This is a genomic window from Aureispira sp. CCB-QB1 (genome assembly GCF_000724545.1).
Lineage (GTDB): Bacteria > Bacteroidota > Bacteroidia > Chitinophagales > Saprospiraceae > Aureispira.
Map to the genome: position 1 here is coordinate 194562 of NZ_JHBV01000031.1, position 13834 is coordinate 208395.

12 protein-coding genes are annotated in these 13834 nt (G+C 34.8%); 3 read left to right on the forward strand and 9 right to left on the reverse strand.

The genetic code is table 11. The annotated features are described in order from the left end of the window. Positions 1-40 precede the first annotated feature (40 nt). Positions 41-3490, forward strand: coding sequence for an efflux RND transporter permease subunit (locus CG11_RS16765; RefSeq protein ID WP_052597956.1), 3450 nt, complete (start codon positions 41-43; stop codon positions 3488-3490). A 41-nt stretch (positions 3491-3531) separates the two neighbouring features. Here CG11_RS16765 and CG11_RS16770 read toward each other — a convergent pair whose 3' ends face one another. From CG11_RS16770 to CG11_RS16800, 7 genes are all read right to left on the reverse strand, one after another. After that, the gene (locus tag CG11_RS16770; protein ID WP_052597957.1) at positions 3532-4089 is read right to left on the reverse strand and encodes a GNAT family N-acetyltransferase; all 558 of its coding nucleotides are present in this window, start codon (positions 4087-4089) and stop codon (positions 3532-3534) included. A gap of 190 nt (positions 4090-4279) precedes the next feature. Then, positions 4280-5974 carry a T9SS type A sorting domain-containing protein gene (locus CG11_RS16775; RefSeq protein WP_197043873.1) on the reverse strand — a complete coding sequence of 565 codons (1695 nt, stop codon included), beginning with the start codon at positions 5972-5974 and terminating at the stop codon, positions 4280-4282. Between the two features lie 7 nt (positions 5975-5981). Next, complete coding sequence (locus CG11_RS16780) at positions 5982-6890, reverse strand: hypothetical protein (RefSeq protein ID WP_052597959.1); 909 nt, start codon at positions 6888-6890, stop codon at positions 5982-5984. Positions 6891-7074: 184 nt separating this feature from the next. Then, positions 7075-7545 carry an energy transducer TonB gene (locus CG11_RS16785; protein ID WP_052597960.1) on the reverse strand — a complete coding sequence of 157 codons (471 nt, stop codon included), beginning with the start codon at positions 7543-7545 and terminating at the stop codon, positions 7075-7077. 12 nt (positions 7546-7557) lie between these two features. Further along, positions 7558-8046: an energy transducer TonB gene (locus tag CG11_RS16790; RefSeq protein ID WP_052597961.1), complete on the reverse strand. Its 489-nt coding sequence runs from the start codon at positions 8044-8046 to the stop codon at positions 7558-7560. Positions 8047-8396: 350 nt separating this feature from the next. Next, positions 8397-8705: a S24 family peptidase gene (locus CG11_RS16795; RefSeq protein ID WP_052597962.1), complete on the reverse strand. Its 309-nt coding sequence runs from the start codon at positions 8703-8705 to the stop codon at positions 8397-8399. Between the two features lie 61 nt (positions 8706-8766). Next, on the reverse strand, positions 8767-9543 hold the full coding sequence (locus CG11_RS16800; protein ID WP_063833133.1) for a S24 family peptidase: 777 nt from the start codon (positions 9541-9543) through the stop codon (positions 8767-8769). Positions 9544-9787: 244 nt separating this feature from the next. Here CG11_RS16800 and CG11_RS16805 point away from each other — a divergent pair, with 244 nt between their 5' ends. After that, complete coding sequence (locus tag CG11_RS16805) at positions 9788-10399, forward strand: START domain-containing protein (protein WP_052597964.1); 612 nt, start codon at positions 9788-9790, stop codon at positions 10397-10399. Positions 10400-10412: 13 nt separating this feature from the next. Here CG11_RS16805 and CG11_RS16810 read toward each other — a convergent pair whose 3' ends face one another. Together CG11_RS16810 and CG11_RS16815 are read right to left on the reverse strand one after the other, a co-directional pair. Further along, positions 10413-10994: a hypothetical protein gene (locus CG11_RS16810; RefSeq protein ID WP_052597965.1), complete on the reverse strand. Its 582-nt coding sequence runs from the start codon at positions 10992-10994 to the stop codon at positions 10413-10415. Positions 10995-11207: 213 nt separating this feature from the next. After that, entirely contained in the window at positions 11208-12182 is a 975-nt protein-coding gene (locus CG11_RS16815; protein ID WP_052597966.1) for a polyprenyl synthetase family protein, read from the reverse strand. A gap of 667 nt (positions 12183-12849) precedes the next feature. Here CG11_RS16815 and CG11_RS16820 point away from each other — a divergent pair. After that, a complete protein-coding gene (locus tag CG11_RS16820; protein ID WP_052597967.1) occupies positions 12850-13728 on the forward strand; it encodes a S9 family peptidase in 879 nt (292 codons plus the stop codon). Positions 13729-13834: the final 106 nt, after the last annotated feature.

A 13834-nucleotide genomic window follows, 5' to 3' on the forward strand; every position in this document is an offset into this window, starting at 1 on the left:
ACTATTTTCAATGCTTTAGGGCATTAAAATTAAAAGCAGAATGAGTAATAATAAAAATAAATTATATAGAAATTTTAGGGCGACTTCCTTTGCTGTAGACAATGCAACTAGTATGTTTTTGTTGACAGTAATGTTGTTGGTATTTGGAGTACAGTCCTATAACACAATGCCCAAAGAACAGTTCCCAGAAATTGTTATTCCTACTATTTATGTAGCAACAACTTACTCTGGTAACTCTGCCGAGGATATGGAAACATTGGTGACAATCCCTATCGAAAAAGAGTTAGCTTCTATTAATGGCGTTAAAAAAATTGATGGAAACTCTATTAATGATTTCTCGAACATTATTGTCGAATTTAATACCAATGTTGAAGTAGACAAAGCCTTACAAGATGTAAAAGATGCCGTTGACAAAGCCAAAGGAGATCGTGATTTTCCCAAGGATTTGACGGCTGGACCAAATGTTTTTGAAATCAACTTTTCAGAGTTTCCTATTATGACGGTGAATTTGTCTGGAAATTATTCTAATGATGAGTTGCGCTCGTTTGGAGAGTATTTACAAAACGAAATTGAAAAACTTTCGGAAATTTCAGAAGTAAAATTAAAGGGAACTTCTGAAAAAGAAATACAAATCGATGTCGATTGGAAGCAAATGCAAGCCAAAAAAATCAGTTTTGATGATATTGCCAATGCTATTGCGATGGAAAACATAACCATGTCTGCTGGTGAACGCAATTTTAATGGCTTTAACCGTTCTGTACGGGTTGTGGGAGAATTTAAGAACATACAGGAGATTGAAAACATTATTATCAAAAGTGAATTTCAAAACCCTGTATTTATCAAGGATGTTGCAACCGTCATAGAGGGAGTTGCCGACCCAACTAGTATTGCTCGTTCAGATCAATTACCCGTTGTTTCTTTAGATGTTATCAAACGTGCAGGAGAAAACTTGTTGTCAGCTTCAGATGAAATCAAAAAAATTGTCGATAAAGCTAAAGCAAATAAATTTCCAGAAGACCTAAAGGTGACTATTTTTAATGATCAATCGATCAACACTAGAGATCAAGTTGCTAACTTACAAAATAGTATTATCTCTGGGGTAATTTTAGTAGTACTCGTATTGTTGTTCTTTTTGGGGATTAGAAATGCCATGTTTGTTGGTTTGGCAATTCCATTGTCGATGTTGATGGGAATTTTAATCCTAAATATCATGGGGATTACATTGAACGTTATTGTGTTGTTTTCTTTGATTTTGGCTTTAGGGATGTTGGTAGATAATTCTATTGTAGTAGTGGAAAATATATACCGGTACATGCAAGAAGGCTATTCGGGGGTAGATGCCTCGAAAAAAGCAGCGGGAGAAGTCGCCATGCCAATTATCGCTTCCACTGCAACAACTTTGGCTGCCTTTGTTCCGTTGATGTTTTGGCCAGGAATGATGGGAGAGTTTATGGGCTATTTGCCATTGACATTGATTATTGTTTTGACTTCTTCTTTGTTCGTGGCTCTAATCTTGACACCTGTATTTGCTTCTGTACTGATGAAAGTAGAAGAAGAGCAATTGGTACGTGATAATGAAAAACGGAAGTTGTTCAACAATTTATTGGCAGCAGGCTTGATGTTAGCAGGAGCTGTATTTGCGCATTTTTCCAATGTCATGTGGTTGCGAAACGCCTTGGGAATGGCTATGATTATTAGCTTGGTCAATTACTTTTTGTTTAGACCAGGAGCCATCTTGTTCCAAAACAAAGTATTGCCTTGGTTAGAAAATGGATACGATAGCTTTATTCGATTTGTATTGAAAGGAGTTATGCCTATTGTTACTTTTGTGGGAGTGATTTTCTTGTTATTTGGCTCTATATCGTTGTTTAGCAGCAACCCTCCTAAGACAGTATTTTTCCCAGAAACAGATCCTTTGTACATCAATGCATTTGTTGAACTACCTATAGGAAGTGATATACAAAGTACCAATGCATTGATGAAGGAATTAGAAGCAAAGGTAGACCGCTCTATAAAAACATTTAAAGATGCAGGAATTGTTGATGCCGTTTTGTCTCAAATAGGTGAAAATACATCAGATCCTGCGGCACCACCAGAACCAGGAGCAACACCTAATAAGGCTCGTATTACAGTCGCTTTTGTCTCGTCTGATAAACGAAAAGGTTTGTCTACTTATGATGCTATGGATTCGATTCGAAATGCGTTGACAGGATACGCAGGGGTGTCTTTAGTCGTTGACCGAAACCAAGATGGTCCACCAACTGGAAAACCAATTAATTTGGAAATTTCTGGTGATGATAAAACCATGCGAGAACTTACCATTGTTTCTGATGATATTCTGAGACACTTGAAATCGCTCAATGTGCCAGGAGTAGAGGAACTGAATATGAATATTTCTTCTAAAGTACAACAAGATGTTATCGAAATTGACCGAGAAGCATCAAGACGTTATGGTTTGTCTACTTTGGATATTGCGAAAGCCTTGAATACAGCTTTGTATGGTAGAGAGGTTAGTAAGTTTAAGGATGGAGAAGATGAGTACCCAATTATGTTGCGTTTCAATGATGAGTATAGAGATAATAACGAAGCATTGATGAATCAAATGGTAACATTTAGAAACATGGATGCGGGTGGACAAATTGTTCAAATTCCAATTTCTGCCGTAGCACGCAAACGCCCAAGTTCTACTTATAGTGCTGTCAAACGTAAGAATGAAAAACGAACCATTACAATTTACTCCAATGTATTAGAAGGATACAATGCCAATGAAGTAGTAGAAGAGTTGAAGCGAGGAATGGCATCTTATGCAGAAGAAAACCTTGACGAAGCATATAGTTATGTGTTTACGGGGGAGCAAGAGGAAATGGCAGAAAATATGGCTTTTTTGAGTCAAGCATTGCTGATTGCCGTATTTGCAATTTTCTTAATCTTGGTATCTCAATTTAACTCCTTTATTTCACCATTCATTATCATCCTATCGATCTTATTTAGTACGATTGGAGTATTTTTAGGATACTGGTGGACAGAAATGGATTTGGTAGTTATTATGACGGGAATTGGTATTATTTCTTTGGCGGGGATTGTGGTTAACAATGCCATTGTATTGATCGACTATATCAACTTTTTACAGTCTAGGGAGAAAACAAACTTAAATCAAGAGTACCTTTCAGACGAAATGGTCAAACAGTCTATTATTACAGGAGGAAAAACAAGATTGCGTCCAGTATTGCTAACAGCAATTACAACAGTACTAGGTTTGATTCCTTTAGCAATTGGATTTAACTTTAATTTTACCACTTTTGTAACAGAACTAGATCCACATATTTTTATTGGTGGTGACAATGCGGTTATGTGGGGGGCAATGTCGTGGACGATTGTATATGGTTTGATCTTCGCAACCTTTTTAACATTAGTAGTTGTACCTGTAATGTACTGGTTGTTTTATAGAGTAACTAAATTTGTAAAAAGCTTATTTGGCTTTAAGCACTAAAATAAGTTTCAACAATCATATATATGTTGATAGATAAAAAATCACAGTTCCATTGTTGGGGCTGTGGTTTTTGTTTTTCCATAATAATAGACATCAATCAATTGGTTGTCTGCGGTGCGAAAATCAGATTTTAACGTACCTTCTAACTCAAAACCTGCTTTTAAAGCAACTTTTTGACTAGCGATATTCTCTAAGCCCGTTCGCAAATACAGTTTTTCCAATCCCCAAACATCAAAACAATGCTGAGAAAACACCTTTAAAGCTTCTGTTGCAATTCCTTTCCCTTGCCAATTCTTGTCGATAAAATAACCAATTTGTCCTTTAGGAACTATCCACTCAATATCTCGAAGAAAAATCTGTCCCAAGTATATATCTTGAACGGAATCAAATATTCCATAGACCAATTTTGTCTTATCTTCAATCGCATGGATTTGGTTTTGTATGAATTCGGTACATTTCTCTAGGTTATCTAATTCCAATAGCAAAGAAAAGTATTGTTGAAACTGTTCTTGATTGTTGAGAATAAAATTATAAACTCTTGAAGCATCGGTTGGTTGATAGGCTCTAAGCAGTAGCCGTTCCGTTTTAATTTGGTGCATGGAGGAGCGCTTATTTTATTATTAATTTTGTTGAAGATTTCTAATATAATAAAAGAACCGCTTAAATGGAAATTAGGAGCTTGTTTGAGGGCATAGAAAAAGAGGAATTATATTTATAATAATTCCCCTTTTTTAGGACGAGACAAGATGCATGTTTCGCAATAAAACTTCTTATTTGGTAAAAAATCTATTAATCCGAAGTTATAAAAATACTTTTGGTTATAGTTGTATTGGGAGTTGTTAGATGAAAATAATAAACTCCCTTTTTTAAGTTTGTATTTTTGAAGTGTATTTGTTGGTGACCTTTTGGAGTTAGTGAGTTGGTGATAATATTTTCAACTGTTCTGCCTAATAAGTCAGTAACATGAATAGAGATATTAGCCTCATTTGTTAAATTAAAGGAAATGGTTGCTACTTCTCGAATAGGGTTAGGATAAATAGACAGTGTTGTTACGTCTATTAGTTTATTAGTTTGACTTAGTGGAATAGTTTTAGGAGGTAAATATTCTTCTAGTACCTGTTGATAATCTAAACTAGAGGAAGAATGATGGGGTAAACAGTGACACGCACAAGTAACGGTTATATCTTGAGAATAGGTTCTTACCGTACCATCACAAAGATAGAGCTCTAGAACCGCAGCATATACCCCATCTTGATGTCCTGCTATGCAGGGATCCCAAGTTAGCGAATTTAAAGTGATACCATTTTGGTGTTCAGAGGACTCTTCTTCGTCTGTGTAAATCAATCCTCCCCATCGATTGTAAATAGAAAGTCTACCTTTCCAAGCATTATAAGGTAAATTATAACCTTTTGAGAAAACAACAAGGGGAGCTCGATTGCCCCATGGATCATGTCCCGCTGCATTGGGCATCGCCACAGCTTTTGAGTGGTTGTTTATATTAGCTAGGGTAGTTATTGTAACTCCTCCTGTTTCATAGTACAAGCACCGATTGGGCTCATAAGTACAATTATCGCCAATGTATCCTAAAAAATCACTTCCAGATAGAGCTAAAAAATTAGGTTGTAATAAAATAGAATTTGCACTTTTAAAATGAACTTGATTATTATTTAGTATGGTAGCATTGTTTTTAGCAGTTATTTGGTTGGATGCTTCTGAAAATGAAGGGATAGAAGAAGATGTATACGTTATGTCTGTATTAGGAATACTACCAACACATTCAAATTGTAGACCTCCTACGCCGAATGCAGCCCATTTGATGGCTACGTCATTGTCGTCATCAGCAGCAAGGGCATCATCATCATATACTGTAAGCCAAATCTTGTTGTAGTTTTGTTCTGGAACAAAGTAAAGTTCTACTTCTACCCAACCATTAGGGTCCATTCCTCTGAAATAAAAAGGATTGTAGGGGGGAGTTTGTAGTCTAAATGTTTCGTCGTTTAAAACTTCAAAGATTTTTTGAACGTCATTGTGTTGAGGCTGAGTATATGAGATATTGTGAGTGGTAATATTTGTTAAATCAGCTTGAACATCATTAGTTAAAGCAATAAAAGCTTGATCGACTTTACCCGGATCTTGTAAACCTCCTTGTCGAGTTTGGTAAGAGAACCTTAATTTATAAATATGGTTTTTTTTGAAGTCGTAGGGGTATAAGGCTCCTTCTGATTTTTGTACTCCTGCTCTTTTGCCAGATGCTACTTCTATCCAATAATCAAATGCCCCGTTAGTTGGTGCACCATAATTATTACTATTGGGAGTTCCATGAGAATTTTTCCAAGGCGGACAAAGACCGTTGGGAACTGAAAATGGGGCATTGGTGGCACTACCAATACAGCTTGTGATATAAAAGTTCTGTAAATTGGGAAATGACTGTCCATGAGTAATATAACTACTCATAAGACAATATATAATTATTATATTTTTCATTAATGAGCTATTTTTGATTAGACAATGCATTTTTTAATTGTTTGTTTTCTGTCTCTAAATCCTTAACTCGCTGTTCTAGTTGAATCAAGTGCAAGAAAATTTCTTCAATTTTTTCTTGCTGATTGATTGTCATACTTTTTAGCTCCAAACCTTCTTTTTCAATGGTGCTAGCAGAGGCAATTTTGTGTAAGTGTCCTGTTTCTTGGATGTGTTGGGCTACCTCTGCTAGAGGCATTAACTGATAATCTTCTTTAAAAACATAATCACACCAACTACCCGTACACATTTCTACCTTAACTTCTTCTGTTTTGATCCCTCCTCGTACATATAGACGATAGAGCTGATTGTTGGCTGTATGCTCGTTGGGAATATTAGAAGTACCAATGCCAACTTTGTTTGTTTGAAAGATAACTTTAGGACCATGAAAGAAAGCACCTCCCTCGAAGTCACCATCATAATTGATGATTAATTTGTCATCTAAGTCATGAACCAAGGCACGTTGTGCTTGTCTAGTTCCAATAGGACGTGAATTATCTCTTCCCAAGACAAGGTCCGTACCTCGGATAACCAAAGAGCCATTCACATCCAATTTGGCAATAGGCGTGTTGGTACCAATTCCTACATTTCCACCATCTTTTATGAATAGTCTATAATCAGAAACACCTGTCTCTGTTAGATTAAATCCGCCTCGGAGATTAATATGCCATTTGTACTGATTGGAGCTATTTTTAAAACTGATGAGTTCATTGCCAGAGTTTATACCTTTTATAGTTAGAGGGCGGTCGGGAGTATTGGTGCCAATTCCCAAATAGTTGTTATTGGACGAACCTTGTATGGTATTGTTAGGAGTATATATTTGTGCCCAACCAGAAACAGAGAGCAATAAGAATGATGCAATTAACGAATACATTTTCATAATAAACAAGTTAAAAATTTGAGTAATAATATTAACTACAAATGTATACAAACAATACGCTAAATGCTTCGCTGTCTTCTGGATGTATGGTTTTACTTTCTGAATGGTGCTATTTAACTTCTAAATAGTTTTAATTGGCAAAATAAGTGATAAATACCTTAAATGGAAATGTTCTTATAGCGTGTTAGTACATTCTAAATCGAATAGGAATACTAAAACGAACATCCAAAGGAGTAGCATGAAAAGCCCATCTACCTAATTCACGATTAAGTGATTGAATAATTCTAAGCGCCTCTTCTCCACAACCATAGCCAATATCTCTAAGAATTTGAATGCTTTGGGGCTCTATCCACCCATCTTTTTTTACCAAAAAAGAAACCACAACCAATCCCTCTATTTGATTGGTCATAGCAGAATCAGGATAACGAAGCGTTTTATATATGTAATCAAGCAACTTTTTATCTGAGGCATCTTTTTTATCTTGATACGTATCCGTATTATTTTCACAACTGCCAAGATAAGGCAGAAGGTCATTTACGTAGGGAGGCAGTCCTACTGCTTCGTTTAGATTAGGTTCGGGAAAACTATCATATTGAGCTTGAATTGGTGGAGTACTGATTAAGTGGATCAACAAGATAAAAGGTAGTATTTTCATTAGGATCTGTTTTTAGTTAAAATTTAATCGGCAAGGAAAATAAATCTGAACAGGCACATTTCTACCTTGGTGTCGAGCAGGAATCCATGGACCATTTTGATCTGTAGTTAATTGTAACACTCGGATAAATTCTAGTGCGAATACTGGATTACTATTTCCTCTTATGATTTTAAAATCATCTAGATATCCATTGGCTTGCACAACAAAAGAAATAACAACTGTAGCTTCTAAGCCCATTTCTAAAAGTGTAGAAGGATAATTAATATGATTATAAATAAACTGTAGTAATTTTTGGTCTGAACATGTTTTTTGTTTCTGATAAGAAGTAGCATGACAGCTAGTATCTCGAAACATAGGCATTTGCTCAGTAATTCTAAAAATGGTAGGGATGCTATCTTCTAGAATTATAGAAGGGGCTTGTATTGCCGTGGTCTTTGACAATTCTTGAGAAAAAAGATAAGAAGTATATAAGAGCGTAAAGAATAAGTAGAGTGCTTTCATAAGAATGAGTATGATTGTACTTCTTTAGATGACATCATTGATGGGAATGGTGCCTTAATACAAAAAAAACTGCCTTCCCATTGCGGCATGGAAGGCAGTTTTATGTTCTCGAACTTAGCAAATTAAAAATCAGTTTAACTTATAGGCAGTAGGTTTTAATGTGTTATAAGAATGGGTTATTTTAAAGTTTTAGGGAGCAATAAAAGTAGTTTAAGTTTGGATGTTTTTAAAGTATAAAAATTGAATAAGTGCGTCGATAAGAGCCCATTAGCTAAAAGCTCTTATTGTATTGTACAAACTAATTGGCAACGAGATGTTCTATTGGCAATTAGATGGATTATTATATTAGATTAAGCCGTAACAGGTAAGCGCTGTTCTACTTTTAGGAGTGTTCGAATATTATACCCTGAAATTTGGAGGGCAGCTCCTTCTAAGGCATTGTCTGAGGCTAAATTTAGTTGTCTGATTTGGCTGTTTCCATTCCATTTTACTTTTTGAACTCGTTTGACCATAACGGCACCTGTTGTGGTGATGATAGCATAAAGCTCATTTTCTTCTATGTTCTCGAAAGGTTCTAGTTCTCTACAGATAACCATATCACCATTAGAGATTGTTGGTGCCATCGAATTTCCTTGAATATAGAAAGCTAAATTATTCATAACAGAAGGTTTTATGATATAAGAAGAATAAAATAAATGAGAGGGAATGTTAGCAGTAGCTTTAAAGCCCTATTTCGGTTAGCTTACGTTCTACCTTAAGCAGTTTTTGAACTTCATTAATAGAAAGGGTAAATGGATCGTGTTCTAAATAATTATCAGAAATACACTTAATTCCTTGTAATTGGCGGTGTTTGTTTAGAATTTTTTGAACTCGTTTGACCATTACATTACCACTAGAAGTAACAATAGCATAAATTTCATTTTCAATAATTCGCTCGTTTGAATCTAAAGAACGACAGATAACCATATCCCCATCAGCAATCGTAGGAGTCATGGATTCTCCTTTGATATAAAAGGCAATATGTTCTCCTTGCATTCCTGGAATATAGAATCGTTCGGAATCTTCATGTACCCCAACATCTACGGTACTACTAGCAAAAGCAGAAATGGAAGAAAATACAATATTAGTTTTGTGTTTGGGAACGTTTGTTTTTGTAAAAACATCGTCTGATTTTGGCGAGCCAGCAGAGAGTTCTTGAGAAGAGAAGTTACCTTCCTCTTTGTTTGAAACAAAGATTTCGCCTTTTCCTTCAAACATATAAGACCAGTTGACACCATAGTATTTAACCAAGCGTTTGGCTTGTGGGTAAGTAATTGTTCTGGAATCACTATCTTTTAGATAAGCTCTGATGATATGTCCATAACTCTTATTGCCCATAATTTTTTCTGCAAAACTAGACATACCTTTTTCTCTAGAGCTTTTGACAACTTCTCCTTTCTCTACCAGATGTTGGAAGACAATTTTAAAACGTTGATTTAGCAATTCTTTTTCTGTCATAGTTCCTTTTTTATTGTTCAATAAAGAAAAACAAACATTTTGGTTTTGTTGTTTGTTCTTGTATTGTTTATACGCCAAAGTAAAACAAAAAGTTTCAAACAAAATAATTTTTATTCATTTTTTTTGAAAAAAAAGGGTTAAAATTCAAAAAAATAGAACATAATTGGCTTTAAAGTATTATTTTTAAATAGATGAAAAACAGTTTGTTTGTCGCTTTTATTCCACTTAAACCAAAAATAGAAACATGAAATTGCAACATTTTGTACTAATTTTATTACTGTTAAGTAATGTTTACTCCGTTCAAGGACAAGAATGGACATTGGCCAAAGATAAAAATGGTGTTAAAGTATACACTCGAAAGATAGAAGGGTGGGGAATTAAAGAGTATAAAGTGGTGATGAATGTCCAAACAAGCTTGTCTAAAGTAGTCGCAGCGCTTAAAGATGTCCCAAGTAGATATGAGTGGGCATACAATTCTATTGAAATTAGAGAAATCGAACGCCCTCACAGCGAAGAAGTGGCTATTTATAATAAGGTAGATGCCCCTTGGCCCGTAGCAGATCGGGATAATATTACACGGTTTTCGTTTTCTTATCCTAGTGCTAATACTGCGAGAGTTGATATGACCATTATCAAATCACATGCAAAAGCTCCTGTATACGATGGTATTGTGCGGGTCGAGCGTTTAAAAGGGCATTGGTTGATTCGAGATAAAGGCAATGGGTGGACAGAAGTGATTCAGCAATGTGTAGCTGAACCTGGTGGTAGTATTCCTGATTGGTTGGCTAATTCTGCGGTAGTGGATAATCCCTACAATTCTATGTATAACCTAAAGAAATATGTAGAAAAAAGTTAAAAAATGAAGTGTATCAAACTTCTCTAACCTCAACACCTCTATTTCTTAATTCTGTACTTAACTGTTGTAAAGAGCCTTCATAGAAATCTTCATCCTCCAAGAGCTCAAATAACTCATGTTCAGGATGTCCGTGATCGTCTTCATCTTCGTCAGGTGGGTCTTGCATATGCAACCAATCACAACGGAAGCGATGTATTTTAGAGTTGTTTTTGAGTTGAATCGCCAACCATTGTTTGTTGTCTTTTTCTTGAGAATATTTTATTTCTATGTATTCTATCGATTTGTAGTCAAACGTCTGTACTTGTTGGGTAATAGAAATACTAGGAGATATTTGAATGTCGTGTTTGCTAATCTGAAAGTTGTGATTGGTATACGCAGAGTGTGCTAAAATAATAGCTAATAGTAAAACAGCGCTTAAGATAGCTAGTTGCCAAGTGAAAAAGTAATAGACAACGGCAACAGCAGGAGCGGCTTTTAAAATAAGATAAGTAAGAAAAACAGAAACAGTACTTTGAAATTGAAGTGTATGTTGCACAGAGTTGAGATAGATGCAGGTAATAAGAAATAAAGAACAATTGTAAATTGACCACTCCATATAAAACTATATATTGTTGTAATAGTTTAGCATATGCGCAGTCTCAAAACTATGATACAAAATAATTTATAATAAACAATAGTAGTTTAAGGATTATTTTGAGTAGTGGTGTGTTTAGGGAATGCCAACAAGCATTTGTCGTTGTTAGAAGCACCTGTATGACAAATGTTTAGCATATAATATGCCTTTTGTATGCTTATTAGAGTGAAAAGGTTACTTTTTTCGTTCTGTTACATAATTGACCAAATCTTCCAAAGAAGTTCTAGCATCAGAAAAAGGTAAGGTTCTCAAGATTTCGAAAGCTTCTGTACGGTATTGATACATCATTTGTCGAGCATACTCAATACCTGGACTCGCTAAAACAAAGTCGGTTACTTCCCGAATTTTTTTAGGATTCGTGTTCTCATTTTTTATAATATTAATAATATAATTTCGCTGTTCCTTTGTTGTCATGTTAAGTGCATGAATCAAGGGTAAAGTCATTTTCTTTTCTTGAATATCATTGCCTTGAGGCTTGCCTGCATCTCCATCACCAAAATCAAATAAATCATCTCGAATTTGGAAAGCAATGCCAATTTTTTCACCAAAATCATGCATTTTTTGGATAACAGCTTCATCGGAAGTGGTAGAGGCAGCCCCACTAGCACAAGCAGAAGCTATGAGTGAAGCCGTTTTTTTACGTATGATTTGGAAATATACTTCCTCCTTAATGTCCAATCGACGTGCTTTTTCAATTTGCAATAGCTCTCCTTCGCTCATTTCTTGAACGGCATTGGAAGTTATTTTTAATAAATTGATCGCATTATTCTCAATAGAAAGTAAGAGACCTTTAGAAAGTAGATAATCTCCTACCAAAACAGATATTTTATTGCCCCACAATGCATTTAATGAGAAAAAACCTCTGCGTTGCATCGAGTCGTCAACTACATCATCATGAATAAGCGTGGCCGTATGTAATAATTCAACCAAACTAGCAGCATGATAAGTCAAGTCGTTGACGTCACCACATACCTTGGCACTTAAGAAAATAAACATTGGACGCATTTGTTTGCCCTTGCGACGGACAATGAAGTTGGTCACCGTATCTAGTAAAGGAACATCACTTTTCATTGCGTTTTTAAAACGCCGATGAAATTCCTTAATTTCGGTATCAATAGGTGCTTGTATATTGGACAATGATTTTATCATGCACTAAAAGTCAAATAGAGCTAAGCCTCTGTTTATGATTGGAAACGAAAATGAACATGTTCATAGTAGTAGTATTTCTTAGAACACCTTTTCTATCCTTTTGTTTTATCCATTACTTGCTTTAAATATTCATAATGTTAGCAAAAGTAATGGTATTTTGTTGGTTATCAGTTTTATAGAATTTTATTTTTTGCTTTTAAATAAACAAAGAATCAAATTTTTATAAAAAAATAGCAACATTCGTTATACAAAAATAGTAAAAAAAAACTTTATTTTCAATTTTTATTGAAAATATAAAATGTTATGAATTTACTTGGTGTAGTAGGCTTTTAATAGTTTGTTACAGAGTCTATTAAGGAGTATGAAAGGAGGAAGTTTGAGGTGGTTTTATACGATTGATTTTTTGCTTCCTTAATATGGTTTTAGCAAATTATTCTAAAAAGTAAGAGGAAATAAACAATTGTTGTTGAATATCAGTGCTTTGTTGTGCGGGATGTCAGTGCTTGAAATCTAAATTAAGTGCTGCGTTTAATTCCGTTAAACTCTAGAGCGACCAGTTACTAAAGTTATGAACCGTTTAATAATACAAACCCAAAAAAGGTCGTGAAAAATAAGAAAAAAATTACCTTTAAGTAAGAAATTTGTAAAGCATTAAGAATAGAATCAAATGGATCAAATCAACAACCATTTATTAAAAGGTAAATACGGAAAGTCAATTCCTGTAGATATCTACTGGAAAACTTCAATTGCTCCTTTACCCATTCTTGTTTTTGCTCATGGATTCAAAGGTTTCAAAGATTGGGGGCATTGGGAAGCAATTGCTAAAAAGTTTGTAGAAGCAGGATATTGTTTTGTAAAGTTCAACTTTTCACACAATGGAACAACACCAGACAATCCTCTTGATTTTGTAGACTTGGAGGCTTTTGGGCAAAATAATTATAGTAAGGAATTAGATGACTTGCAAACTGTGTTGGATTGGATTGTTCAAGCACAAGAATTGCGTTCAAAAATTAATTGTAACACCAAGGATATTAATCTAATTGGACATAGTAGAGGAGGACCAATTGCGCTAATTGCTACCAAAGAAAATGATTATGTGCAACGAGTCATTACGTGGGCAGGGGTACATGAGTTGAATTATGCTTGGCAACAGGAAGAAGAAAAGATAAAACAATGGGAAAAAGATGGTGTTTATTATGTATTGAATGGTAGAACCAAACAAAATATGCCACTTTATTATCAGTTATTTGAAGATTATCAAAAAAATGCCAAACGATTGTCTATCAAAAATACTTTGCAAGATTTGAACAAACCGTATTTGATTGTACATGGAAGTGCTGATCCTGCCGTACCTGTAGACGCTGCTAACTACTTGTTAGAACATGCTGCCAATGCAGAATTATGTCTTATTGATGGTGCCAATCATGTTTTTGGAGGACAGCATCCTTTTGATAAAAAACATTTGCCTAAGCATACCCAAGAACTGATTGTAGAAAGTTTATCCTTTTTGAAAAAAAAAGGTAATAAAAATGAGAAAAAGTACTAGTAAGACTAATTTATCAACAAAAAGTCTTATTATGTAAAAAGATGAACCACCATAAGTTACTTTTAGTAACTTATTTATAACAAGTAATAGTTTGATCGTTTTATTT

Bases quoted from the DNA above. Each gene is read 5' to 3' on its own strand.
- CG11_RS16785 (WP_052597960.1), bottom strand. From the start codon at position 7,545: ATGAAAATACTACCTTTTATCTTGTTGATCCACTTAATCAGTACTCCA.
- CG11_RS16775 (WP_197043873.1), bottom strand. From the start codon at position 5,974: ATGAAAAATATAATAATTATATATTGTCTTATGAGTAGTTATATTACT.
- CG11_RS16795 (WP_052597962.1), bottom strand. From the start codon at position 8,705: ATGAATAATTTAGCTTTCTATATTCAAGGAAATTCGATGGCACCAACA.
- CG11_RS16820 (WP_052597967.1), top strand. From the start codon at position 12,850: ATGGATCAAATCAACAACCATTTATTAAAAGGTAAATACGGAAAGTCA.
- CG11_RS16805 (WP_052597964.1), top strand. From the start codon at position 9,788: ATGAAATTGCAACATTTTGTACTAATTTTATTACTGTTAAGTAATGTT.
- CG11_RS16800 (WP_063833133.1), bottom strand. From the start codon at position 9,543: ATGACAGAAAAAGAATTGCTAAATCAACGTTTTAAAATTGTCTTCCAA.
- CG11_RS16770 (WP_052597957.1), bottom strand. From the start codon at position 4,089: ATGCACCAAATTAAAACGGAACGGCTACTGCTTAGAGCCTATCAACCA.
- CG11_RS16815 (WP_052597966.1), bottom strand. From the start codon at position 12,182: ATGATAAAATCATTGTCCAATATACAAGCACCTATTGATACCGAAATT.
- CG11_RS16810 (WP_052597965.1), bottom strand. From the start codon at position 10,994: ATGGAGTGGTCAATTTACAATTGTTCTTTATTTCTTATTACCTGCATC.
- CG11_RS16765 (WP_052597956.1), top strand. From the start codon at position 41: ATGAGTAATAATAAAAATAAATTATATAGAAATTTTAGGGCGACTTCC.
- CG11_RS16780 (WP_052597959.1), bottom strand. From the start codon at position 6,890: ATGAAAATGTATTCGTTAATTGCATCATTCTTATTGCTCTCTGTTTCT.
- CG11_RS16790 (WP_052597961.1), bottom strand. From the start codon at position 8,046: ATGAAAGCACTCTACTTATTCTTTACGCTCTTATATACTTCTTATCTT.